The following is a 24100-nucleotide window of genomic DNA, read 5'->3' as shown; positions in this document are numbered from 1 at the left end:
GCGTCGGCCTGCGACACAATGGCCGGGTGGGTACATGCGCGGTCTCCGCATCGGTGCTGGCACGCGCGCAGCGAATGGCCGATGACTTCGCCGCGCTCACCGGCGTCGACCTCGATGCCACCGAACTGATCACCGGGCGGGCCGCGCTGCTCGACCTCACCGTGCCGGGCCGGATTTCGGCGGGCGGAGCCACGCGCTTGTTTCCCGCCGCCGACGGCTGGTGCGCGCTGACGCTGTCACGGCCCGACGATCTCGCCCTGGTGCCCGCTCTGTTGCAGGCCGATACCGTCGCCGACGACCCGTGGCCTGCCATCGAGACATGGGCCGCCGGGTTGCCGGGGGCCACGGTGGCCGGACGGGCGCGGCTTCTCGGTTTGCCGGTCGCGGCCCTCGGCGAGACGGCCGCGGCACCGCCCCGGGTAACGACTCTCGGTCCGTCGCGGTCGTCGCCGCTGTCCGGCGTGCTCGTCGCCGATCTGTCCTCGATGTGGGCCGGGCCGTTGTGCGGACGCCTGCTCGCGCGCGCCGGAGCCACGGTGGTCAAGGTCGAGAGCGGGGCCCGTCCCGATGGCACCCGGTCTGGAGAGGCGGCCTTCTTCGACTGGATGAACAGCGGAAAGCTCTCCTATGCAGTGGATTTCGACCATCCCAATGAGGTGCGCGCGTTGCTCGACGTCGCCGACGTGGTCATCGAGGCGTCCCGTCCCACCGCCCTCGAGCGTCGGGGCCTGGGGCCGCGCACCGCGACACCGCGTCCCGGGCGGGTGTGGCTGCGCATCACGGGGCACGGCACTCGCGGGGAACGGGCCGGCTGGGTGGCCTTCGGAGACGACGCCGCAGTGTCGGGTGGTCTGGTCGGATATCGTGACGGCACACCGGTATTCGTTGCCGACGCGATAGCTGATCCGCTCACCGGCCTGCACACCGCCGTGGCGGTCGTGGCCGCCCTCGGCCGTGGCGGCGGTGAGCTCATCGAATTCGCCATGGCGGCAGTGGCTGCCGAGTATGCCGGGCTGCCCGCCGACGACAACATCATCTCCGCGGTCAGACCCGAAGCGGTCCCGGCCGGTCCCGCGCTGGGCGCCGACAACGCCGCAGTGCGCCACCTCGTGAGCCAAAGAGCTGCTGCACCATGCTGATTCAGCGTGCAAGCCTACTCGACGGCAAGGTCGTCGACATCCGGCTGGGCGAGCAGATCGAGCAGGTGGCACAAAGCCTGCGGCCCCAGCCGGGCGAGCGCGTTCTCGACGCCCGGTTCGGCACGGTGATCCCCGGCCTGCACGACCATCACCTGCACGTGTATTCGGCAGCGGCCGAGCTGAATTCGGCGCGGGTCGGGCCGCAGGAGGTACAGGGCGCCGACGGCATGGCCCAGACCCTGGCCCGGGCGGTACCCGGCGCCGACGGATGGATCAGGGCCGTCGGCTACCACGACGCGGTCGCAGGCCCACTGGACCGCCACCTGCTCGACACACTCACACCGCCCATTCCCGTGCGGGTCCAACACCGTAGCGGCGTGATGTGGACGCTGAACTCGGCCGGCCTGGCCGCTGTCGGGCTCGCCGACCATCCCGACGGTCGGCTGCGCAGCGCCGACCGGACCTGGTCGGACACCTTGGAGCGCACACCGCCCGCACTCGACGAGTTCAGCGCCCGGCTGGCCGCCTACGGCGTCACCGGCGTCACCGATGCCACCCCCGATCTCGATGCCGATATCCGGCTCCGGCAGCGAGTCCACGTGCTGGCTCCGGGCAAGAGGATCCTGCACGACGACGCTCTCGACCTCGACGAGTTGACGGCGTGGATCCGCGAGAAGCATGCCGACAGGGTGCCGGTCGCCCTGCACTGCGTGACCGCGGCGCAACTCGTCGTGGCGATCGCCGCCCTACGGGGTGCGGGCCGACAGCCCGGCGATCGCATCGAACACGCGGCGATGGTGCCCGCCGACTGCATCGCGGATCTGGCGCTCCTCGGGGCCACCGTGGTCACCCAGCCGAACTTCATCGCCGAACGCGGCGACCAGTACCGTACCGATGTGCCTGCGACCGAACAAGACCAGCTGTGGCGCTTGGCTTCTCTGCGGCGCGCGGGGGTGCCGGTGGCCCTGTCGACCGACGCGCCGTTCGGTGACAGCGATCCGTGGGCGGCGATGCGCGCCGCCGTGCATCGACGGTCGCCCACGGGCGGTGTGCTCAACGCGGCCGAATGTGTCGATGCGCGAACGGCTCTGACGCTGTTCCTGGGCAGAGCCACACAGCCGGCCCGGCAACGCACCATCGCGCCCGGTCAACCGGCGGACGTCTGCGTGCTGTCCGTCCCGCCGCGTGAGGCGCTCAGCCGACTCGACGCCGACCTGGTGGCCGCGACCGTGATCGATGGTGCGACGGTATTCACCCGATGACACAGACAACGGTGTGGAGGGCGCCCGGCATGCCCGCGTTGGTGGGTGCCGCGGTGCTGGGCTTCATCGGATTCGCGTTGCTGCTGCCGGTCGCCCCGATGTGGGCCGTGCACAACGGCGCCGACGATTTCGGGGCAGGATCGGTCAACGCGGTCCTGATGGCATGCACCGTGGTGGCGCAGCTGTCGGTCGGGCTGGTGTTGCGGCGGCTGCGGTGGCCGGTCACTCTCGCGATCGGCCTGGCCTTGCTCGGTGCCCCCGCGATCGCGCATGTGGTGGCCCACAACCTGCCGACGGTGCTGCTGCTTGCGGCGTTGCGCGGGCTGGGTTTCGGCATCCTCACGGTGTACGGCGTCGACGGTATCGCAGGCCTGTTCGGTCATGAGCAGCGTGGACGGGCCGCCGGAGCGTACGGACTTGCCATCGCCGCACCGCAATTCGTGCTCACGCCGGTGGCGACGTGGCTGGTGCACCACGTCGGATACACCCCCGTCTTCGTGCTGGCCACCGCGCCGCTGCTGGGCGTACCGCTGGCGCTGATGTTCATCCATCCGGTGCCGCGACCTCCGACCCAGCGGGGCGAATTCCGTGCGGTGAGCCGCGGGCTGATCGGCCCGATCGGTGCGCTCGTCGTGATCACCGCCGCAGGCGGGGCAGTCATCACGTTTGCACCCCAATTCGGTGACACCACAACGGCCTTCGCGACCCTGCTGGCCCTGACCGGGCCGGCGACGCTGGGGCGGTGGCTGATCGGCGGTCCGGCCGACCGCTTCGGGGCGCACCGATTCATCGCGCCGATGCTGTGTCTGGGTGTGGTGGGGCTGGTGGCGATTGCGGTGGGAATCAGCTACAGCCCCGCGGTGATCGTCGTCGGCGCACTGCTGCTCGGCTTGGCGTATGGCGGGCTGCAGAACCTCACCCTGGTGCAGGCGTTGGCGGCCAGCGGTGGGCAATCTCGCGGCGCGGTGAGCGCGGCCTGGAACATCGGCTTCGACGGCGGTACGGGCCTGGGCGCCTTGGTGGCCGGCGCGCTGGCCACGTCCGGCTCGTTCCCGGTGGCGTTTGCCGTGCTGGCCGCCGCGTGCGCGGTGATGGCGCTCGTCTGGAGCTGGGTTGGACGGCAAGGTGCCGTCTGACTCCGTGTCAGCCGGCTTGGCGCTGCAGTGTCACCGACGCGGTGTTGGCTTGCGACCGGGCGATGCCGCGTCCCTGCGCCGTGACGGCCAGGGCCGTCCGGTCGCCGCGGAACAGGTCGCGGGAGAACTCGCAGGGGATACCGTTCTGGTCGTAGGTGACCCGCGTGATCAGCAGCAGCGCGGCCTTCGGTTTGATGCCGAGCAGGGTGGCTTCACTGCTGGTGGCGTTGACGGCTTCGATCCGCTCGTCGGCCCGGCCGGTCACCAAACCGTATCGGGTTTCCAGGATTTCGTAGAGCGAGCCGCCGAGTTGCTGTTCCAGGAGCCCGGGGAAGGCATCGGCGGGGAACTGGGCGTGCTCCAGGGAGAACGGGGAGCCGTCGGCCAGCCGGATGCGCTGGATCTCGACGACGTACTCGCCGTCATTGAGGCGCAGCGCGGTCTTGGTGCCCTGGTCGGGGGTGGTGATGCGGGTGGACAGCACCCGCGTCCCGGCGATGTAGCCCTGGCTGGTCAGGAATGCGGGCACCCCGACGACGTCGGACAGGTTGCGTTCGACCTGACCGTGGCTGATGAAGATGCCGCCGGCCCGGCCGATCACGCGGTGCACCAGCCCGGCCTCCTCCAGGGCGGCAAGCACTTGGCGCAGACTGGAACGGCTGGTGCCGTAGTGTTCGGCGAGGTCGCGTTCGCTGCCGAGTTTGGCGCCCGGGGTACCCGCGTTGATGTCGGCGACTATGCGTCGCCGCAACTCCTCGCTCTGCGCTGCCACCCCGGACCCCTCTCCATTTTTGGTACAGCCAATTCTAGCCGTTTGGGGTGTCAGAGTTCGGCGATAGCCAGATGCGACTCGGGCAGAATCTGGCCACCGTCGACCACCAGCGACTGACCGGTGATATAGGCGGCCTCGTCGGTCGCGAAGAACAGCGCGGCGTTGCCGATGTCGGCCACCGAACCCAACCGGCCTGCCGGTACTGCCGAGGCCATTTGGTCGAGGTATTCCTGGCCCATTTCTCCGAGGCCCTCGGTGATGATGTTGCCGGGAAGCACGGCGTTGATGGTGATCTGCTTGGGTGCCAGTTCCATGGCAGCGGTGCGCAGGAAGCCAAGCTGGGCAGCCTTGGAAGCGCCGTAGTGCGACCAGCCGGGGTATCCGGTGATCGGGCCGGTGATCGACGACGTGATCACCACGCGGCCGTGGCCGCTGGCGGTCAGCGCCGCGAGCGCGGCCTGCACGATGTAGACGGTGCCCTTGAAGTTGACGGCCAGCACCTCTTCGATGGATTCAGGCGTGAGGTCCTCCAGCCGGCCCGACGGGAAGATACCCGCGTTGGCGCACACGATGTCCAGGCCGCCGTGCTGCTCGACTGCCTCTGCCACCACGCGACGGGCGTCCTCGGGGCTGGACACGTCGGCGCTGAGCCCGCTGACCTTGCCCGGTGCACCGGACAGATCGGCCACGGCCTTGTCGAGATCGGCCTGGCTGCGGCCGGTGATGAGTACGTTGACCCCGGCATTGGCGAAGGTTTCGGCGATGCCTCGGCCGATACCCTTGCTGCCGCCGGTGACGATGGCCGAGCGGCCCTGAAGCGATGCGAACATAGTGGGATCCTTTATGAGTCAGGTCAGAGTGTGGCCGTCGGAGCGCAGATACCGTTCGGCAAGTTCACAACTTCCCGCGGCGTAGCTGATCGCCTTGGTGGCCGATTCCCTGGAATGGCTGTGGCTGCCCATCCAAGCCAACAGCAGCAGCCTGCGCAACAGCACGAACGATGCGAGCATGTCTTCATCGGCGGCGGGCAGTTCACGGCGGCTGCGGTAGCCGCTCACCCATGATTCCTGCCATTCGGGCAGCGCCGGGTCATCTTCGATGAACGATACGGCGGTGCCGAAATCGTAGAAATACCAACCGAATCCGCAGTCGTCGAAATCGATGACGGTGATCTTCGATGATCCGGTGTCTGCGGAATCGACCAGCAGATTGGCCAACCTCAGATCGGCGTGGATCAGCCCGAACCGGTCTGGCCCGGTGCCGTACGCCTCCAGCCGCGTACGCAGCAGCGTCTGGGCCCGCTCGAGGACGTCGTTCTCCGACGGCCCGACGCCCTCGGCGTCCTGCCAGCGTCCCCAGCGGGGCTGGGCGCCCAGGCTGTGCTCCCAGTCCCAGGCGAACCGATCGAACCCGGCGGGACGCGCCCACCGCTGCGAATGGTCGTGCAGCGCAGCGGTGATCCGGCCCAGGGTGTGGAAGTCCTCCAACGTGAGGGCGTTCTCGTCGGGCTCGGCGCCGGCGACCATGTCGAAATGGACGGCGTACCTGGGAGTCCCAGCGGTCCCATCGACGTTGACGGTGACCACGCGACGCCCGTCGCTGGCGGGGAGCACTGTCGGCACTGTGACGTCACTGTCGGCCCGTAACGCCGCCAGCCAGTCCAACTCCGACTCGATCTCGTGCGCCCGGTGATAATCCCGCCGGTGCACCCGCAGGATCGACTGTGTTCCGGCATCCTCGACGAGATACGTGGCGTTCTCGGACAGATTCAGCAGCCGCAACGTCGCGTCGGGCCCGATGTCGTACTGCCGCAGGGCGAGCTGGGCGACATCGATCTCGTCGGTGATAACCATCTAGTGGTCCTGTCCTTCAATTCCCGCCAACACTGTCGTGATCCGGTCGCGGGCCGCCGTCACGTCCGCGACACTGCCGCCGATGTACAGCCGCCCGGCAGCCCCGATCATTTGTACGTCCACCACCGTAAGCCCGGGCGCTGCCCGTTCGGCCTCATTGGCCGCGACGGCGGCGAACAGGGCCGGGGTCATTTCGTAGACCAGCAGCGACTGGCCGGGCAGGATCATCGAAGCCTGCCGGTTGCGGTTGAGGATCACCGCGTGTTGATCGGTGATGTCCTCGATGATGTCGTGGTAGAGCACCCGGGGCCGCAGCTGATCGGACGCCGAGTTGCCGGTGCCTGCCAGAATCGCCTTCCCGGCCCGCTGGACATCTTCGAGGTTGGCGGAGTGGATCTCCAGCACCCCGAATTGCCGCTCCACGTACAGGATTCCGGGTTGGATACCGGGCACCTCGCGCAGGGCCAGGTCGATCACGCGCTCGATGGCCAAGGCGGGGGACACCTCGACGATCAGCGCGTGTTCGCCCTCATACGGCGGGTAGCCCCGGGCGCGGGTCGGCGTACCCAGGTAGGCGGCGAACTGCCGCTGCAGGTCTTCGACCAGCAGGTAGACGCGGATCTGGGTGCGGATCCGCGTGCTCTCGTCTGCTTGCGTCGGCATGGCTACTTGCTGGACACCGAGAAGTGCGCGCCGAGCTCGTTGTGCGGCCGCGGGATGACGTGGACGCTGACGAGCTCACCGACCTGCGACGCGGTCTCCGCTCCCGCCTCGGTGGCGGCCTTGACCGCGCCGACCTCACCGGTGACGATCACGGCGACCAGCCCGTCGCCGACCTGCTGGCGATCGGTGATGGTGACGTTGGCAGCCTTCACCATGGCGTCCGCGGCGGCCAGCGCAGCGACGAAGCCCTTGGTCTCGATCAGTCCGATTGCATTGCTGGACATGGGGATATCTCCTTATTTGTTGGGGTTGGAATCGATGGATCCGATGATGAGTGCGTCGACAGGGGGCGGTGTGCCGGTGAACCAGCCCGAGGCCACGGAGCCCTGCGCGACGAGGACGTGCTCACCGACACCGGTGCCGAGGACGTCGAACGCGATCAACCGCGACCCCGTGCCGTCCACCTCGACCTCGAGGAAGGCCCCGGCCGGGATGCCGTCGATACGGCGCGTCGCCCAGACGTTCCCGGTGACAGTCGCTTTAATCACATTCGCTCCTTCGTCGCTGGGAGATCATTTGCGCTCCTTGGTGATCGTGATGCCAAGGGATCGAGCCTTTTCCCTGGCCAACGGGGTGAGCACGGCGCGGCGGCCCAGGATCAGGGTGCCGCCGGCCAGGTCGGCGATGTGGCGTTCGGTGACCGCGCCGCTGTCGATCCGGTGCGTCGCGCCGCCGGCCGGTGCCGCGCTGCCTGCCAGCCGGAAACTCAGCCGGCCGGCTTTCAGATCCGCGCGGGTCTTCGGGTTTTCGAACAGCCGCAACAACTTTCGGACAAAGGCGTCCAGGTCGGAGTCCTTGGACAGCCGCACGGTCTCGACCCGGTTCTTGCCCTCGACGGAGCGGGGTCCGGTGGGATCGAGACCCAGCTGGTCGGCAACCGTAGCGGGTGTGGCCGAGGCCGGTGGCGAGGGGACAGCCACCGGCCCCGGGGTCGGGGCGGGTTTGAGACCCGAAACCGCTTCGCGCACCACCTCTCTGACGAGGGCGCGCAGATCGTCACGGTTGATGTTCATGCAGTGGCCCTTGCCAACGCATCCTGGGCGGCCTCGGCGGCCTGACGCACATCGGCCTCGGTACCGGAGAGGTACACCCGGCCGGTCGCGCCGATCATCCGGAAGTCGACCACCTTGATGTCAGCGGCCTTCTCGGCTTCGTTGGTGGCCAGGATCGCGTAGGACGCCGGGGCGACCTCCAGGACGAACAACGACTCGCCGGGCAGCACCATCGACCCGATCTTGTTGCGGTTGATCAGGAACGCGTGCTGGTGGTCGATGCTGGAGATGATGCGTGAGGCCAGCACGTTCGGTCGCACTGCGCTGTCTGTGGTGCTGCCCAGCTCATCGAGTGCGGCATCGGCGGCAGCTTTCACCGCGCCGGTCTCCCCGTGGAACTCGAGGTATCCGAATTGCCGCTCTACCACCAGGATTCCAGCCTTGACCTCAGCATGTTTGAGGGCGACGTCGGTGACGCCCTCGATGTCAAGGCCGGGAGCGACCTCGATGATCTGCGCGGCCTGGTTGGCCCGGGGCAGTGCGCCCTTGATCCAGGTGCCCAGATACGACATGGTCTGCGGTTGCAGCCGGTCGATGAAGATGAACGAACGCAGTTCAGCCACAGCCCTACCTCTTGATCAGTTGTGCGAGTTCTTCGACGACCAGCGCGCGCAATTCGGCTCGTAGCGCGTCCAGTCCGGGATCCGACGCCCGGCTCGGCGTCGCGTACGACCGCTGCGCCGGCACCGCGACGCCGTCACGGTCGTTGGAGGCGCGCGGATACTGCGGCACCGGCGCGGCCGGGGAGTGCCATGGGTCGATGCCGGCGAAATTGCCCATCAGCACGCCCGGTTCGCTGTTGTAGGCGATGCGGGCCCAGTTGATCAGGTTCTGCGGCTGCAGGTTTTCCCCGATCGAGCTGCGCCCGACGAACCCGGTCCCGATGGTCATCGACGGTGCCAGGTTGGTGTCCAGCCCGGAGCTGCCCGTCGAGTTGCCGACGTTGACCGACACCCGCAGCACCGGCACCTGAGCCGCGAAATCAGTGATCACGGCCGCGTTTTCACTGTGGATCGCGGCGGAATGTCCGGCCCCGCCGATCCGTACCACGGCGCGCGCAGCGCGGATACCGCGGGCGGCGTCGGCCGCGGTGGTCATGCCAAGCACAGGGGAGAGCTTCTCGTGGGCCAGCATCTCTTCGGCGATGACGTCGTCGAACGGTGCGATCAGGACTCGGGTCTTCGGTGTCACGCGCAGCCCTGCCTGCCCGGCGATCCAGGCGGCGTCACGGCCCACCACATCGGTGTTGAGGTGGCCGTCGGCGAACATATAGGCCCGCAGCCGTCGCGCCCCGTCCTCGTCGAGGATGTGGGCCCCGGCGCGAGTCAGTGCCGAGCGCAGCTTGTCGGCGACGGCGTCCTCGACGATAAGCACCGATTCGTTGGTGCACAGCACCGAGTTGTCGAACGCCTTGCTGTCGACGATGCGTTTGGCCGCGGCATTGATGTCGGCGCTGGCGTCGACGAAAACCGGGACGTTGCCCGGCCCGACGCCCAGGGCCGGGTTGCCCGACGAGTACGCGGCGCGTACGACGCCGGTGCCGCCCGTGGCCACGATGACGTCGGTACGTTCATCGGCCATCAGGGCCTGTACCAGTGGGATGGACGGCTCGTCGACCACCTGGACGATGCCGTCGGGTGCGCCTGCGGCGATGGCGGCCTCGGCGAGCACCCGTGCTGCGTCGGCCGAGCACCGCTTGGCCCGCGGGTGCGGCGCGACGACGACGGCGTTGCGGGTCATCAGTGCCAGGATCACCTTGAAGTACACGGTGGCAACGGGATTGGTGGTCGGCGTCAACGCCAGCACGACACCGGCAGGCCGGGGCAGCTCGACGATCTTGCGGGCTTCGTCGATGCGCGGCGACACATAGTCTTCGCCCCGGTAGTAGTCGACGATGCCGCGCGAGCAGGCCCGGTTTTTGGTCACCTTGTCGGCCGCCACGCCCATACCGGTCTCGGCGACCGCCTCGGTGGCGAACCGTTCGGCCTCGGCGTAGCCGGCCTCGGCCACGGCGTTGACGATGGTGTTCACCGCGGCCGCGTCGTAGTCGGCGTATGCCGCGGCGGCCCACCGGGCCCGCTCAAGCATGTGGCCGGCCTGTGCAGTACTCGTCATGACGCCTTCCGTCCCGTCGCAGCGGCCTTGGCTCGACTCACCGCAACGGCGAGGCGGTCGAGCACGTCCTCACACAGTTCTCGGGACAGCAGCAGGCCCGGTTTGAACTGCAGCACACGGGGATCCAGTGTCGAGAAGATCGCCCACACCCCGAGCTGATAGAGCTCGCGCATCACGAACTTGGCACCCTCGGGGTGGTCGAACTCCAGCCCGAGGATCACCCCGTTCTGCCGGATGCCGACGAACCAGTCGGGGTAGTCGGCCTGGATGCGGCGCAGGCCGTGATCGAAGATGTCGGCGATGTAGTGCACCATCGAGCGCACCTCGGGGCGGGTGCAGATCTCCAGCGTCTTGATGGCCGCGACACAACCGAGTTCGGCGCCGCCGAAGGTGGACATGTGCGCGAAGCCGTCCTCGTCGAGCCAGGTGGCGGCGCGCTCACCGAGCAGTGCCGCGGCAATCGGGTACATGCCGCCCGAAAGGCCCTTGCCGGTGACGATGATGTCGGGTTCGATGCCGTGTTTGGTGATGCCCCACAGCTCGCCGGTGCGCATCAGGCCGGTCTGCACCTCGTCGGCGATGTAGAGCGTGCCGTACTTCTCGGTGGCGGCTTTGACCGCTTCGAGGTAACCCGGTGCGGGAAGGGGGAATCCGTACGTCGCCGGGATGGTCTCCATGATGACCGCGGCGATATCGCCGGAGGCCAGCACCTTCTCCATCGCGTCGATGTCGTTGAACGGCACCTGCAGGAACTCGTCGGGCTGGTCGGCGAGGAAGAACTTCGCGAACCGGTCGTCGCCGGTGGCCACCGCCAGGCCGGTGTGACCGTGGTAGGCCTTGATGATCGACACGATCTTGCGGCGCTTGGTGGCGTGCCGGGCGCTCTTGAGCGCGATGTCGATCGCCTCGCCACCGCCGGATCCGAAGGCGATCTTCTTGATCGACGCCGGCGCGGTCTCGACGAGGCGCTGTGCGAGCGCGGTGCGCGCTACCGAGGGGAAATGGTGATTGCCCATGTCGAAGTGCTGCATACCTTCGGAAATCGCTTGCATCACTTCGGGATTGCGATGTCCGAGGTTATAGGTCCCGCCGTTGAGGTGCAGGTCGATGAGCCGACGCCCCTCCATGTCCCACAGGAAGTAACCTTCGCGGCGGTCGATCACCAGATCGACACCCGTGTCGGTCCAGAACTGCGTTTTGTCTGGATTCCAGAACGTCTTCGCCTTGTCCAGCACTTCGGCTTTGGATTCGAACGTGAACGTGCCGTAGTCGTACATGCGGCTCCCTCTTGAGCTACCTGGTAGCTGTGATGCACCACACCGTAAATGGTCGCAACCATTTCTGTCAATGGATCAGGTGAACCCTTGCCATTCGGTTTTGGTAGTGCCAATATACGTACAGTTCGTACTGTGGCCCAGGCCACATCGAGCCTTCATCATAAGCCTGGAAGGTAAGCCGGTAGATGACCGAACAAGCTGTCACGAAGAGTGAAAATGCAGCTCAAGATGTACAACGCTTGAAACGTAACGCCGTAGGCACCATCGGCGTGATCTTCATGGCGGTGGCCACCGCCGCTCCCATAACCGCAATGGTCGGCAACGTCCCCATCGCCGTCGGCGCCGGAAATGGTTCACACGCTCCGGCGGGTTACATCGTAGCCACCGTGGTCCTGGGCCTGTTTGCCGTCGGCTACGCCACCATGGCCAAGCACATCACCACCACCGGTGCGTTCTACGGCTACATCTCCCACGGCCTCGGCCGTATCGTCGGGATGGCTAGCGGCGGTTTGATCACCATGGCGTACGTGGTGTTCGAGCCCTCGCTCATCGGCATCTTCTCGTTCTTCTTCCAGAACCTGATGCAGTCGCAGTTGGGCATCCACATTCACTGGATCATCCCGGCCCTGCTGATGCTGACGGCCAATGCGATCCTGACCTACTTCGACGTGAACCTCACGGCCAAGGTGCTCGGCGTGTTCCTGGTGACCGAGATCGTCATGCTGGCACTTGGCGCGGTTGCGGTTCTGGTCCACGGTGGCGGCCCCGACGGCTTTGCCGTCAGCGAGACGCTCAACCCTGCCGGAGCGTTCACCCCAGCAGCCGGAATCGCCGGTGCCAGTGCCGGTTTGGGCTTGTTCTTCGCCTTCTGGTCATGGGTCGGGTTCGAGTCGACGGCGATGTACGGCGAGGAATCGCGCGACCCCAAGCGGATCATCCCGCGCGCGACCATGCTGAGCGTCCTCGGTGTCGGCGTGTTCTACGTGTTCGTGTCGTGGATGGCGATCGCGGGCACCGGCCCGCAGAAGTCCGTCGAACTCGCTCAGAGTGCCGACACCGCGTCGGAGATCTTCTTCGGCCCGGTGCGGGGCTACTACGGCGAATGGGCGATCACCGTCTTCAACATCCTGCTGGTGACAGGTTCGTTCGCGTGCGGCATGGCGTTCCACAACTGCGCGTCGCGGTACCTCTACGCGATGGGCCGGGAGGGCCTGTCCAAGGGGCTGCAGAAGACCCTCGGCGCAACGCATCCCAAGCACGGTTCGCCGCACATCGCGTCGTTCGTGCAGACCGGTATCGCCCTGGTGATCATCCTGGCGTTCCTGGCCGCGGGCATGGATCCGTACGTCCACATGTACTCGCTGCTGGCCATCCTCGGCACCATGGCGATCCTGATCGTGCAGTCGCTGTGCGCGTTCTCCGTGATCAGCTACTTCCACCTGCGCAAGAACCATCCGGTGTCCAAGCACTGGTTCAAGACGCTGGTCGCCCCGGGACTCGGCGGCATCGGCATGCTCTACGTGGTCTGGCTGCTCTGGGAGCACAAGGATGCTGCGGCCGGTACCGCGTCGGGCACCCTGCTGTTCAAGCTGACTCCGTGGATCGTGGTGGGACTGTTCGTGTTCGGCGCAGTCCTTGCCACCTACTTCAAGTTGCGTGATCCGCGCCGCTATGAATTGATCGGCCGGATCGTGTTCGAGGACACCGTCGTTCGAGACTGACGCCGTGGACACGTTCGAGCGTGGCGTCCTGCAGTTCGTCCTCGCGTGGGCTCCCTACGGGGGTCCACGCGAGGACGATGTCTGGTTGCAGTTCGGTATGACCGTCGAGCAACTGGGCGGGCGGTTCGCCAAGATCGTGGCCGGGCTCCTGCCGCGTGTCCGTGCGCTGCCCAACGCCGACAGGTGTCTGCTGCAGCGAGCTTGCGTGCACTTGCGCAAGCAGCGGCAGTCAGGCTCCGATACCGAAAGCCGTTCGCAGAGCGGAGATCTGGCCGTCGATGAAGGCGCGTGACACCGTGGACTTCGGTGCCAGCTGATCGAACCCGTGGAAGGCGCCGTCGACGATGTCGAGCTCGCAGGGCACCCCGGCGTCGCGCAGCCGCTTGGCGTACCTGACGTCTTCGTCGTGGAACAGATCGAGGGTTCCGACGCCGATCCACGCAGGCGGCAGGCCGGACAGATCCGTTCGGCGGGCCGGCACGGCGGTTGCCGGGTCTGCGTCACCGAGGTAGGCCGACCAGCCGAACCGGTTGCTGCCCTGCGTCCACAGCCGGTGACCCGGGTGGTCGAACTCCTTGCCCGCCGTGCGATCGTCGAGCATCGGATATACCAGAATCTGTGCGACAAGCGGTATTTCACCACGATCACGTGCCAGCAGCGCGAGCGCCGCGGCCAACCCGCCGCCCGCGCTGGCGCCGGCGACCGCCACCCGCGCGGGATCAACCGCCGGTAGCCCAGCCAACCACGCCAGCGCCGAGTAGCAATCCTCGAGGCCTGCCGGGTACGGGTGTTGGGGCGCCAGGCGGTACTTCACCGCCGCGACAGTGATGCCGAGCTCGGCGGCGAAGCGGCGGCACAGCGCGTCGTCCTGCGCCGGGCTGCCGATGACATAGCCGCCGCCGTGAATCCACAACAGCGCAGGCCCCGGAGCAGTGAGTGCCGTGGGGCGGAACAGTCGCACCCCGGCGCCCGAGGCCAGCGTCAGCACCTCGACGTCCTTCGGGGTGGCGCGGCCGTGCCATTCGGTGAGCTTCTGCATGACCGGCAGCGTCGAGCGGGTGACGAGGCTGCGCGGTACGAACCGCGCCAACCGGGCCAGGTCGGGGTGAAACGAGGTGGCGGACGTCACGCCATCCTGTCTACCACTTAGCCTGGCTAGCGGTTAGGTCAGCACTGTCTCGAACGCGATCCGGTCCCCGCGGTAGAGCGCCCGCACCAGTTCGATCGGCACTCCTTCGGTGTCCAGAGACCGGCGGTTGAGCAGCAGCATCGGCATCGCGGTGGTGGATTCGAGCAGGTCAGCCTCCCGTGGTGACGCCAAGGCCGTCTCGATGCGTTCGGTGGCCGAGCCGAACTGCACGCCTGTGGCCCTGATCGCCGCATAGAGCGATGTGGTCGGATCGAAGGTGGTCGCCAGGTCGGCGAAGCGGGCCGACGAGAGGTAGGTGCTCTCCAGGCCGATCCGCTGATCGTCGGCGAGCAGGACCCGCTCCAGGTGCAGCACCGGGGCGCCGACCGGAATATCCAGGCCCGCAGCGAGTTCGGTGGTGGCGTCGATGATCTCGGTGGTGACCGCCAGTCGGCCCGGCGTCCGCCCGACGGCCAGTGCGCCCTCGGTGTAGGACTGCAGGCTCAGCGGCTGGGTGAGTTTGGGGCGTGACACCACCGTGCCGCGGCCGCGTCGTTCGATGCGCCCGGCCACCAGCAGTTCGTGCAGGGCCTGCCGCACCGTTTCGCGGGCCACCCCGAACTGGACGGCGAGTTCACGTTCGGCGGGCACGGGGTCGCCCTCGGCGAGGTCGGCCAGCATCGTGTCGAGCGCGGTGCGAATCACATAGGGCTTCGGCAGCGGCTTCTGCTGGGGCGATGTCACCGGTCAGTTACCTTGCCGCACAACCCGTTCGGCGACAGCCAGCACGTCGTCAACGGTCGCGCCGCGGCCCTGCGGATCCTTGGCCGCGTCGTCATAGTGGCGCAGCCGCAGCGCGTCGGGCCACCAGGGGTGCGCGACGTACGTCGCGTCCACGCCCGCGCCGCCCTGATGTTGCAGCGACAGGGCCGATACATCCGAGAGTGCGTAGTCCGGATCGGTCGCGGCCAGGTAGCGCTTGGCCGCCACGTGCGCACCCGCAAGCCAACCGACGCGCTCGCCGAACCGCGGTGTCAGCCAGTCCCGCGCGAAGCGGTCGTGCTGCTCAACCCCGTCGTGGTCCGCGAACAGCGGGCTGTGGGCCAGGTCGTGCAGCGCGGCGGCGAGCACCAGTTCATCGTCGGCACCGTCGTCGACGGCACGGGCCGCGGACTGCAGTGCGTGGTCCAATTCGTCGACGGCTTCCTCATCCCACACCCCGCGCAGGGAATGCAGCACGCGGCCGATCTCGGCGACCTCTTGCATGCCGACAGTGTAACCCCGTTTGGTCTATACCAGTTCTTAACCTGGTGTTCGACGCCACAACACCCGCAGGACTGCGGCCTGTCGTGATCAGCAGCGATGGTCATCAACCATGCGCGTGACGATTGTCGGTGGAGGGATTCTCGGCACCGCGCACGCCGTCGAAGCGGTGAGTCGCGGTCACCAGGTCGTACAACTGGAGCGCGAAACCGAGGCCCGGGGTGCGTCGGTGCGCAACTTCGGCCTCATATGGGTTTCGGGGCGCTCGACCGGCGAACTCGAGGCTGCCCTGCGGTCACGCGAGTTGTGGGAGAAGCTCGCGGCCGACATCCCCGGGATCGGGTTCCGGTCGGCCGGTTCGATCACGTTGCTGCGGACCCCCGCCGAACTGGCGGTCGCGCAGGAGGCCGCGGACGGACCAGATGCGTGTCACCGCGGTTTCACCCTGCTGGAGCCAGGCAAGGTGCGCGCGCTCAACCCCGCCTTGCGAGGCGACTTTCTCGGCGGGCTGCATTGCGCGCTCGACGCGGCGGTCGAGTCCCGTCAGGCACTACCGGCGATCCGCGACTACCTGACCGCGAGCGGCCGCTACGAATTCGTACCGGGCGTCGAGGCTCGCGCGGTCGACAACCGCACCGTGCGCGATGACCACGGCAACCGCTACGACGCCGACCTGGTGTTGGTGTGTGCGGGGGCCGCGCACGGCGGGCTGGTCCGCGAACTCGCGGGCAACCTTCCGGTGCGGCGGGTGCGGTTGCAGATGATGCAGACCGAGCCGCTCGGCGAGACCATGACCACGGCCATCGCCGATGCGGACAGCTTCCGCTATTACCCGGCTTTCGCCGGTGCCGCGCTGGAGACGTTGCGCACCAACGAGGCTCAGCATCCCGTCGCCGAGGCAGCGCACATGCAACTGCTGTGTGTCCAGCGTCTGCACGGCGGCCTGACCATCGGCGACACGCACGAATACGACGAACCGTTCGGGTTCGACGTGCACGAACCGCCGTACGACTACCTCGTGAACGTCGTCGAGGAGTTCCTCGGCCGCACTCTGCCTCCGATCCGGCAACGCTGGGCCGGGGTGTACAGCCAATGCGTCGACCCGCATCAGCTGGTGTGCCGGGCCGAACCCGAGAACGACGTGTGGGTGATCACCGGTCCGGGGGGACGCGGGATGACGCTCGGGCCCGCCATCGCCGAGCAGACCGCTGATCTCGTCGGATTCTGAGTGAGGGAAATGCATGTCTACCAATGACATACAACTTGACGACATCCAGCTTGCCGTCATCGACATGGCGGGCACGACGGTGTCCGACGACGGGCTGGTGGTCAGCGCATTCGAGTCCGCCGCCACGGCAGTCGGCGTGCCCGCAGCCGGGTCCGAACGGGACCGCGCCCGCGAGTACGTGCTGGACACCATGGGGCAGTCCAAGATCGAGGTGTTCTGGGCCCTGTTCGGCACCGAGGATCTCGCGCGACGCGCCAACGCCGAATTCGAGAAGGCTTATGCCAAATTGATCGCGGCCGGCCGGGCGGAGCCCATCGACGGTGCGGCCGAGGCCATCACGGAGTTGCGTCAGGCCGGCATCAAGGTCGCGCTGACCACCGGGTTCAGCGGCGTCACGCAGGGCAAGCTGCTGTCCGCGCTCGGCTGGCAGGATCTGGCCGATCTGGTGCTCGCACCGGAGCCCGGTGTGCGTGGGCGCCCCCACCCTGACCTCATCCTGACGGCGTTGATCCGGCTGCAAGCCGATGGCGTCGACAACGTCGCGGTCCTCGGCGACACCGCGAACGATATCGAAAGTGCCCTGCGCGCAGGCGCTGCCATCGCCGCGGGCACCCTCACCGGCGCGCACTCCGAAGAGCAACTGCGTGCCGCCGGAGCTACTCACGTGGTCGGCTCCGTCACCGACTTCGCCGACCTGTTGTTGCTTGGCTGATCAGAGAAGGAACCCATGAAGACACGACATCTACTGCGCGCGACGGCAATCGCGACGGTCGCACTCACCACCATGTTGAGCGCAGCCTGCGGCGGCACCGGAACGACCGGCTCCGGTGCGGCCGGCGCCGTCACCGTCTACAGCGCGGATGGCCTGGGCTCCTGGTACAAGTCGACGTTCGACGCGTTCACCAAGGACACCGGTGTCGCGGTGAACGTCGTCGAGGCGGGCTCCGGTGAGGTGGTCTCGCGTGTGGAGAAGGAGCAGTCCAATCCGCAGGCCGATCTGCTGGTGACCTTGCCGCCCTTCATCCAGAAGGCCGACAAGTCAGGGCTTCTCGTGCCCAGCGGGGTCGACACCACCGGTATCGCGGCAGGGCAGGTCGGCCCGGACGGCAGGTATGTGCCGATCGTGAACAACGCGCTGAGCTTCATCGCCAACCCGTCCGTCAAACCTGCGCCGGCGGGGTGGGACGATCTGCTCGACCCACGATTCAAAGGCAAGCTTCAGTACTCGACGCCGGGGCAGGCCGGCGACGGTACCGCGGTGCTCGTGCTGCTGCAGCACCTGCGCGGCCGCGACGGTGCGCTCGACTACCTGAGCAAGCTGCAGGCCAACAACGTCGGGCCGTCGTCGTCGACCGGCAAGCTGCAACCCAAGGTGAGCAACGGTGAACTGCTGGTTGCCAACGGCGACGTGCAGATGAACCTGGGCTCCATCAAGGACGACAAGTCGACGTTCAGCATCTTCATTCCCGCGCACGACGGCAAGCGCACGACGGTATCGCTGCCCTACGTCGCGGGTGTCACCAAGGGCGCTCCGCACGCCGACAACGCCAAGAAGCTGCTGAGTTACCTGCTCACCGACGGTGTGCAGAAGACCGTCGCCACCGGTGCGCTGGGCATCCCGGTGCGCGACAACCTCGTGGGCAACGGTGCGCCGCAGCCGAATACACCAGCAGGCGTGCTCGACGGGGTCGAGGTGTGGGTACCGGACTGGAATGCGGTGCTGGCAGGGCTCGACGCCGACCTCGCGGCCTATCAGAAGGCCACAGGCAACTGAGATGACCGAGACAGGGCTGGGCCGGCCGAACACCGAGGCCGACCAGAACGAGGACACGAAGCACGAATCGCGCACGCCTGCCATCACTTTCGACCGGGTGGGGGTGCGCTACGGCCGGGGCAAGCGGGTGACGCAGGCCCTGATCGACTTCAACCTTCGGGTGGGCACCGGTGAGACGGTCGCGCTGCTGGGGCCGAGCGGATCGGGCAAGTCGACGGCGCTGGGTGCGCTCGCCGGGTTCGTCCGGCCCACGTCGGGCACGGTCCGGCTGGCCGGGCGCGACATCACCGACCTGCCGCCGGCCAAACGCGGCATCGGTGTGGTGCTGCAGTCCTATGCGCTGTTCCCGCACATGCGGGTGGCCGAGAACGTCGCGTTCGGTCTGAAGGCGAAACGGGTGCCGCGCGCTGAGATCGGGGTCCGGGTGGCCGAGGCCCTGGACATGGTCGGCATGGCCGCTTACGGAAAACGGTTGCCCCGTGAGCTTTCCGGCGGTCAGCAGCAGCGCATCGCGATCGCCCGGGCGCTGGCGATCCGGCCCAAGGTGCTGCTGCTCGACGAGCCGCTCGCGGCGCTGGACGCGCAACTGCGGCAGTCGATGCTTGCCGAACTGCAGCAGCTCAAGGAGTCACTGCCGGACACCGCGATGCTCTACGTGACCCACGACCAGGCTGAGGCGCTGGCCCTGGCCGACCGGATCGTCGTGATGAACAACGCCCGGCTGATGGACGTCGACACCGCCGAAAACTTGTGGAAACGCCCGCCTACCAGCTTCACCGCGGCGTTCCTCGGCGGCGCCAACCTGATTCCCTGCACGGTGGGCCGGGTCATCGGGACCTCAGCGCTGGTGACCGTCGCCAACCGCACCGTCAGCGCCGAGGCGCCCCAACCTGCCGTCGGCAAGATCGACTGGGCGCCAGGATCTTCGGCGCTGCTGTGTATCCGCCCGCACGCCCTCCAACTGGTGTCGCTGGGCAACCGCGACGCCATGCGGGCCGAAGTGAAATCCGCGGTGTGGCGCGGCGCGACGACGCGTCTCGTGGTGTCGGTCAACGGTCTTCCCGACAGCCCCGTCGAACTCGACGTACCGGGCCACGCGCAGTTCGAGGTGGGCAATGAGGTCGGCGTCCGGATTCCCGAGCCGGCCGGGGTACTCGTGCAGGCCGCCGCGTGACGCTTCTCGACGAGCACACCGCAGAAGCCCCGGAGCGGGCCGCCGCACCGCGGTCCCGGGCGGCGCTGTGGGTGCTGCCCCCACTGCTGGTGGTGCTGCTGATCGCGCTCTACCCGCTGCTGCGGGTGCTCGGGGAGTCGGCTGACACCGGCACCTGGTCCGAGGTGCTGGGTTCGGAGGTGTTCCGGGATGCGTTGTGGCGCACCGTCGCCATCGCGGCCACGTCGACGGCAGGCTGCCTGGTCCTCGGCACCTTCGTGGCGATCGTGCTGGCCTTCGTGCCGTTTCCCGGTTCGCAGCTGGTGGGCCGGCTGATCGACACCGTGCTGTCGCTGCCGTCGTTCCTCATCACCCTGGCCTTCACGTTCCTGTACGGCACCGCCGGTGCGGTGAACGCCGCGATCCGCAGCGTCACCGGCGGTGATACCGCGGTGCTCAACTTCCTCTACACGCCGGCCGGCGTCGTCGCCGCCGAGATCACGTTCTTCACGCCGTTCGTGGTGCGGCCACTGCTGGCGGCGTTCGCAGTGCTGCCGCCCGCACAACTCGACGTGGCGGCCAGCCTGGGCGCCTCACCCCTGCGGGTCCTGCGGTCGGTGATCATGCCGGAGGCTTGGCCCGCGCTGGTGGCCGGCGGCAGCTTGGTACTGCTGTTGACGCTCAACGAATTCGGCATCGTGTTGTTCACCGGCGCCAAGGGCGTCATCACCCTGCCGGTGCTGATCTACACGCGGGGCATCGTCACGTTCGACCTGCCCGGTGCCGCGGTCATCGCGACCGTGCAGGTGGTGCTGTCACTGGGCCTGTACGCGGCGTACCGAATGGTGTTCGCGCGCATGACAACCGGAAGGGGTGTGGCCGATGCTGTTGTGGAACAGGCGCACTAAGGCCCTCGTACTTACCGTTTTCGGGCTCGTGGTGCTCGTGGTGTTCGTGGCACCCCTGGCCACCGTGGTGCTGGCCGGCCTGGCCGGGACGTGGACATCGGCGCTGCCGTCGAACCTCGGCTTCGGTCACTTTCAGGACGCGTTGTCCGGCGAGAACCTGGCCAGCCTGTCGGTGAGCCTGCAGACCGCATTCGTGGCCGGCGCCATCGCGCTGGTGCTGGGAACCTGGGCGGCGCTCGCTGCGCGTGAGTGCCCCTCGTGGCTGCGGAAATTCACCGACGCCGTGTTTCATCTACCGATCGCCGTGCCATCGGTGGCCATCGGCCTCGGGTTGCTCATCGCGTTCAACTCCCGCCCGCTGCTACTCGGCGGCACGCGGTGGATCGTGATCCTCGCGCACACCGTGCTGGTGCTGGCATTCGCGTTCAGTGCGGTGTCGGCAGCGCTGGACCGGCTCGACCCGGCCTACCGGCAGGCGGCCGAATCGCTTGGCGCCGGGCCCGTTCGGGTGCTGACGCGGGTGACGTTGCCGTTGCTGTTGCCGTCGTTGGGCGCCGCGGCCGGGTTGGCCGTCGCGCTGTCGATGGGTGAGCTCGGCGCCACGGTGATGGTCTATCCCGCGACCTGGAAGACCTTGCCCGTCACCATCTTCGGGCTCACCGACCGTGGCCAGGCATTCCAGGCGGCCGCATGCACCACCATCCTGCTGCTCGTCACCCTGTTGGCCCTTGTGCTCCTCGGCCGTATCAGGGGCCGCGCCGCCCTCCGTTGACCTTTGCACCGCGAGCGTGCGTGTCTGCTGCCCGACACGCCTTACTTCAGCAGCATTTTGCGCACACTCGCGGTGCCGTCAGGGTGCAGAGGCCGTCAACGCCGCCCGGATTTCGACGTACCGCGTCAGGAAGAGACGTTCGTCGAGCCGCTTGCGCCGCATCCAGCCCGTCACCTCGTCATTGCATTTGCTCGCATTGCACGATGCGCACGCAGGCACGACGTTGTCGATGGTGTACCGGCCGCCACGCGAGATGGCCATGACGCAATCCCGCTGCAGCGCCGTGCCGGCCGCGCCGCAGTAGGCACAACCGTTCCACGCATCTTTGATCGCGGCCCACTGCGCGTCGGTGAGGTCGTTGACGACATTGTCCAGACGGCGCTTGCGCTTGCGGGCCGCACGGGCCCGACGGGTTCGACTGACCGCCATGCGGTGAGCGTAGGCGTCGCGAGCGTGCGTGAACTGCCGGTGAGACCCGGCGTGTCGGGCAGCAGACGCGCACGCTCGCGGTGCAAGTGCAAGGCGGTGCAAGTCCGGGAACTACTTGAGCAGCGGGTCGCGAGGTAGGCCGAGGATCCGCTCGGCGATGGTGTTGCGGGTGATCTCCGAGGTTCCGCCGGCGATCGTCATCGCCCGGTTGCCCAGGTAGGCGCGGGTCAGCTTGCGGGTGGCACCGGAGACTGCGGCTGCCCCGGCCAGATCCATGCCGAGTTCGGTCAACCGTTGTGAATGCTCGGCCACCAGTAGCTTGGTCACGTTGCCTTCCGGGCCGGGTTCGGCACCGGCGATGGCCCGCGACACGCGACGCAGGTTCAGCAGCCGCAGCGTGTGGCCGACGGCGATCACCTCTCCGGCGCGCCGCGCGTAGCCTGCCCCGTCGGGAGACGCGTCGAGCATGGCCACGAGATCGTCGGCGCTGAATCCGGTCGGCGCCGCCGAACCTCCGCCGATCGAGATGCGCTCATTGCCCAGTGTCGCGCGCGCCACCAGCCAGCCCTTGTTCACATCACCGACCACATCCTCGTCGGGCACGAACACGTCGTCGAAGAACACCTCGTTGAAGTGGGCGTCGCCGGTCAAACCTTGCAGCGGGTTCACCGTGACCCCAGGTGCTTTCATGTCGATGGCCATCATCGTCACCCCGGCGTGCTTGGGTGCGTCGGGATCGGTGCGCACGGTGGCCAGGCCCCACTGGCAGTGCTGAGCCAGGCTGGTCCACACCTTCTGCCCCGTGACCCGCCAGCCGCCGTCGACCTTTTTCGCCGCGGTGCGTACCGCCGCGGCATCGGATCCGGCGCCCGGCTCGGAGAACAGCTGGCACCACATGACCTCTCCTCGCAATACCGGCTCCACCCAACGTTCACGCTGATCGTCGGTGCCCGCCTGAGCGATGGTCAGCGTCACCCATCCGGTGATCCCCATGTCGGCTCGCTCGAGGTCGGCGAACTCTTCCTCGATCACCAACTGCTCCAACACATCTGCGCCCCGACCCCACGGCTTGGGCCAGTGCGGCACGAGATAGCCGGAGTCGACGAGATAATCGCGGCGCTGCTCGGTGGGCAGGGTCCGCACCGCCGCGGCCGCCTCGGCAGCGGCCTTCCGGTGCACTTCGGCTTCGGGTGGAAGGGTGAACGACGCGCCCTGAGCGCGTCCGGTGCGCTGCCCGTCGACGACGTCGAGCAACGGGTCGGCCCCCTCGCTGAGCAGCGCGGCCAGCGTCCGGGCCCGGCGCAAGTACAGGTGGGCATCGTGTTCCCAGGTGAACCCGATGCCGCCGTGCAGCTGAATGTTGTACTCCGCGTTGAACACCACCGCTCGGGCGGCGTGCGCTGCGGCGACGGCGGCGGCGAACCAGGCGCCGTCGAGATCGTCGGCACGGGCGGCGTCCCAGACGGCGGCGGTGGTCTGTTCGGCGGCCACCAGCATGTTGGCGGCGTGGTGTTTGACGGCCTGGAATGTGCCGATGGTCCGGCCGAACTGTTCGCGCACCTTGGCGTACTCCACCGCCATGTCCAGCGCGGCCCACGCCACGCCGACTGCCTCGGCACCGGCCAGGACACGAAAGACCGTGCGCGCCAAGCGGGCAGCGCCCCGCAGCACCCGGTCATCGCCGACCGAGACCGCACGCAGTGTCACCGTGCCGATACTGCGCGTGGGGTCCAGCCCCTCCTCGGCCGTCACCGTGACACCGTCGGCGGCGGCGTCGACTATGACGAGGTCGTCTCCCGCGGCAAGGACCAGAACGTGGGCGTCGGGCGCGCCCAGCACGGCGGCCGCCGAGCCGTCAAGCACACCGTCTGCAGTGATCGTCACGGTGCCTGCCAACCCAAGCGCCCCGACGGATGAGCCGGTTGCCAGCCCCGGAAGTAATTGCGCCCGAACCGCTTCGGGTGCAACGTGATCGATCACCACCGCCGCGGCGACGGTAGGCAGGAACGGTCCGGGCATCAGCTCGCGGCCGGCGACCTCGACCACCACGGCCAGTTCAGAGAGCCCGAAACCCAGCCCCTCGTGCTCTTCGGCGACGGCGAGCCCGGTCCAGCCGAGATCGGCTGCTGCCGACCAGATTTCGTCGGGGTAGCGCCCCGGGGCGGCCAGGCTGGCTCGGGCTGCGTCGCGGCTGCCGAGCCGCGAGAGCTGCCCGAGAGCCGATTCGGCAAGGTCTTGGTGTTCTTCGGTGATGGCCAGAGCTGACTTACCCATGTTTAGCGAAGCTAACGGGGTGAGGAGCCGACGTATAGGTGATCCAGGTCACAGTCCGACATCGACTGTACAAGTTGGCGAAGTTGTCACCTGACCCGCGTCGATGCGCGGTACGCTCGC

General features: G+C 67.8%; 26 protein-coding genes. 11 read left to right on the top strand and 15 right to left on the bottom strand.

Features of this window, described 5'->3' with window-relative positions:
• Window positions 1-26: 26 nt before the first annotated feature.
• From A5784_RS06660 to A5784_RS06650, 3 genes are read left to right on the top strand one after another with little or no spacing between them, the layout of a single operon-like run.
• Complete coding sequence (locus A5784_RS06660) at window positions 27-1139, top strand: CoA transferase (protein ID WP_064943529.1); 1113 nt, start codon at window positions 27-29, stop codon at window positions 1137-1139.
• Window positions 1133-2401: an amidohydrolase family protein gene (locus tag A5784_RS06655; RefSeq protein WP_064943526.1), complete on the top strand. Its 1269-nt coding sequence runs from the start codon at window positions 1133-1135 to the stop codon at window positions 2399-2401. The genes A5784_RS06660 and A5784_RS06655 overlap by 7 nt, the downstream gene beginning before the upstream one ends.
• Complete coding sequence (locus A5784_RS06650; protein WP_353651903.1) at window positions 2398-3537, top strand: MFS transporter; 1140 nt, start codon at window positions 2398-2400, stop codon at window positions 3535-3537. Before A5784_RS06655 ends, A5784_RS06650 begins: the two co-directional genes overlap by 4 nt.
• A gap of 7 nt (window positions 3538-3544) precedes the next feature.
• On the opposite strand, the gene A5784_RS06645 is transcribed toward A5784_RS06650, so the two are convergent.
• Genes A5784_RS06645 through A5784_RS06600 form a run of 10 tightly spaced genes read right to left on the bottom strand, consistent with a single transcriptional unit; the run spans window position 3545 to window position 11329 of the window.
• Window positions 3545-4309 carry a GntR family transcriptional regulator gene (locus A5784_RS06645; RefSeq protein ID WP_064943524.1) on the bottom strand — a complete coding sequence of 255 codons (765 nt, stop codon included), beginning with the start codon at window positions 4307-4309 and terminating at the stop codon, window positions 3545-3547.
• A gap of 50 nt (window positions 4310-4359) precedes the next feature.
• The gene (gene fabG / locus A5784_RS06640) at window positions 4360-5139 is read right to left on the bottom strand and encodes a 3-oxoacyl-ACP reductase FabG (RefSeq protein WP_064943522.1); all 780 of its coding nucleotides are present in this window, start codon (window positions 5137-5139) and stop codon (window positions 4360-4362) included.
• 18 nt (window positions 5140-5157) lie between these two features.
• Complete coding sequence (locus tag A5784_RS06635) at window positions 5158-6162, bottom strand: phosphotransferase enzyme family protein (RefSeq protein ID WP_064943520.1); 1005 nt, start codon at window positions 6160-6162, stop codon at window positions 5158-5160.
• A complete protein-coding gene (locus tag A5784_RS06630; protein WP_029373254.1) occupies window positions 6163-6825 on the bottom strand; it encodes a microcompartment protein in 663 nt (220 codons plus the stop codon).
• A gap of 2 nt (window positions 6826-6827) precedes the next feature.
• Window positions 6828-7109: a BMC domain-containing protein gene (locus A5784_RS06625; protein ID WP_029373255.1), complete on the bottom strand. Its 282-nt coding sequence runs from the start codon at window positions 7107-7109 to the stop codon at window positions 6828-6830.
• A gap of 12 nt (window positions 7110-7121) precedes the next feature.
• Window positions 7122-7373, bottom strand: coding sequence for a EutN/CcmL family microcompartment protein (locus A5784_RS06620; protein ID WP_064943518.1), 252 nt, complete (start codon window positions 7371-7373; stop codon window positions 7122-7124).
• Window positions 7374-7397: 24 nt separating this feature from the next.
• Window positions 7398-7898 carry a hypothetical protein gene (locus A5784_RS06615; protein ID WP_064943516.1) on the bottom strand — a complete coding sequence of 167 codons (501 nt, stop codon included), beginning with the start codon at window positions 7896-7898 and terminating at the stop codon, window positions 7398-7400.
• Window positions 7895-8500 carry a BMC domain-containing protein gene (locus tag A5784_RS06610; RefSeq protein ID WP_064943514.1) on the bottom strand — a complete coding sequence of 202 codons (606 nt, stop codon included), beginning with the start codon at window positions 8498-8500 and terminating at the stop codon, window positions 7895-7897. The genes A5784_RS06615 and A5784_RS06610 overlap by 4 nt, the downstream gene beginning before the upstream one ends.
• A gap of 4 nt (window positions 8501-8504) precedes the next feature.
• Window positions 8505-10052 (bottom strand): aldehyde dehydrogenase family protein, encoded by a 1548-nt coding sequence (locus A5784_RS06605; RefSeq protein ID WP_064943512.1) that lies wholly within the window; start codon window positions 10050-10052, stop codon window positions 8505-8507.
• The gene (locus tag A5784_RS06600) at window positions 10049-11329 is read right to left on the bottom strand and encodes a class-III pyridoxal-phosphate-dependent aminotransferase (RefSeq protein WP_064943510.1); all 1281 of its coding nucleotides are present in this window, start codon (window positions 11327-11329) and stop codon (window positions 10049-10051) included. The genes A5784_RS06605 and A5784_RS06600 overlap by 4 nt, the downstream gene beginning before the upstream one ends.
• A gap of 185 nt (window positions 11330-11514) precedes the next feature.
• Here A5784_RS06600 and A5784_RS06595 point away from each other — a divergent pair, with 185 nt between their 5' ends.
• Together A5784_RS06595 and A5784_RS37415 are read left to right on the top strand one after the other, a co-directional pair.
• Window positions 11515-13050, top strand: coding sequence for an APC family permease (locus A5784_RS06595; RefSeq protein ID WP_064943509.1), 1536 nt, complete (start codon window positions 11515-11517; stop codon window positions 13048-13050).
• 4 nt (window positions 13051-13054) lie between these two features.
• Entirely contained in the window at window positions 13055-13342 is a 288-nt protein-coding gene (locus A5784_RS37415; protein ID WP_082944697.1) for a hypothetical protein, read from the top strand.
• On the opposite strand, the gene A5784_RS06590 is transcribed toward A5784_RS37415, so the two are convergent.
• From A5784_RS06590 to A5784_RS06580, 3 genes are all read right to left on the bottom strand, one after another.
• Window positions 13280-14179: an alpha/beta hydrolase gene (locus tag A5784_RS06590; RefSeq protein WP_064943507.1), complete on the bottom strand. Its 900-nt coding sequence runs from the start codon at window positions 14177-14179 to the stop codon at window positions 13280-13282. The genes A5784_RS37415 and A5784_RS06590 overlap by 63 nt on opposite strands.
• A gap of 33 nt (window positions 14180-14212) precedes the next feature.
• Window positions 14213-14860: a GntR family transcriptional regulator gene (locus A5784_RS06585; protein WP_064943594.1), complete on the bottom strand. Its 648-nt coding sequence runs from the start codon at window positions 14858-14860 to the stop codon at window positions 14213-14215.
• 66 nt (window positions 14861-14926) lie between these two features.
• Entirely contained in the window at window positions 14927-15445 is a 519-nt protein-coding gene (locus A5784_RS06580) for a hypothetical protein (protein WP_064943505.1), read from the bottom strand.
• Between the two features lie 109 nt (window positions 15446-15554).
• Here A5784_RS06580 and A5784_RS06575 point away from each other — a divergent pair, with 109 nt between their 5' ends.
• From A5784_RS06575 to A5784_RS06550, 6 genes are read left to right on the top strand one after another with little or no spacing between them, the layout of a single operon-like run.
• Window positions 15555-16670 (top strand): TIGR03364 family FAD-dependent oxidoreductase, encoded by a 1116-nt coding sequence (locus A5784_RS06575; protein WP_064943502.1) that lies wholly within the window; start codon window positions 15555-15557, stop codon window positions 16668-16670.
• A gap of 13 nt (window positions 16671-16683) precedes the next feature.
• Window positions 16684-17382: a phosphonatase-like hydrolase gene (locus tag A5784_RS06570; protein WP_064943500.1), complete on the top strand. Its 699-nt coding sequence runs from the start codon at window positions 16684-16686 to the stop codon at window positions 17380-17382.
• Window positions 17383-17397: 15 nt separating this feature from the next.
• Complete coding sequence (locus A5784_RS06565) at window positions 17398-18444, top strand: 2-aminoethylphosphonate ABC transporter substrate-binding protein (protein ID WP_064943498.1); 1047 nt, start codon at window positions 17398-17400, stop codon at window positions 18442-18444.
• Between the two features lies 1 nt (window position 18445).
• Complete coding sequence (locus A5784_RS06560) at window positions 18446-19618, top strand: ABC transporter ATP-binding protein (RefSeq protein WP_232005964.1); 1173 nt, start codon at window positions 18446-18448, stop codon at window positions 19616-19618.
• Window positions 19615-20505, top strand: coding sequence for a 2-aminoethylphosphonate ABC transporter permease subunit (locus tag A5784_RS06555; protein WP_064943496.1), 891 nt, complete (start codon window positions 19615-19617; stop codon window positions 20503-20505). The genes A5784_RS06560 and A5784_RS06555 overlap by 4 nt, the downstream gene beginning before the upstream one ends.
• Window positions 20480-21277: an ABC transporter permease gene (locus A5784_RS06550; protein WP_064943592.1), complete on the top strand. Its 798-nt coding sequence runs from the start codon at window positions 20480-20482 to the stop codon at window positions 21275-21277. The genes A5784_RS06555 and A5784_RS06550 overlap by 26 nt, the downstream gene beginning before the upstream one ends.
• 78 nt (window positions 21278-21355) lie before the next feature.
• On the opposite strand, the gene A5784_RS06545 is transcribed toward A5784_RS06550, so the two are convergent.
• Both A5784_RS06545 and A5784_RS06540 read right to left on the bottom strand, forming a co-directional pair.
• Window positions 21356-21706: an HNH endonuclease gene (locus A5784_RS06545; RefSeq protein WP_064943495.1), complete on the bottom strand. Its 351-nt coding sequence runs from the start codon at window positions 21704-21706 to the stop codon at window positions 21356-21358.
• Window positions 21707-21817: 111 nt separating this feature from the next.
• A complete protein-coding gene (locus A5784_RS06540) occupies window positions 21818-23980 on the bottom strand; it encodes an acyl-CoA dehydrogenase family protein (RefSeq protein ID WP_064943493.1) in 2163 nt (720 codons plus the stop codon).
• Window positions 23981-24100 lie beyond the last annotated feature (120 nt).

This window comes from Mycobacterium sp. 852013-50091_SCH5140682 (assembly GCF_001665685.1).
GTDB lineage: Bacteria > Actinomycetota > Actinomycetes > Mycobacteriales > Mycobacteriaceae > Mycobacterium.
Note: the sequence above shows the minus strand (reverse complement) of the source record. Positions and strands in the feature narration are given on the sequence as shown.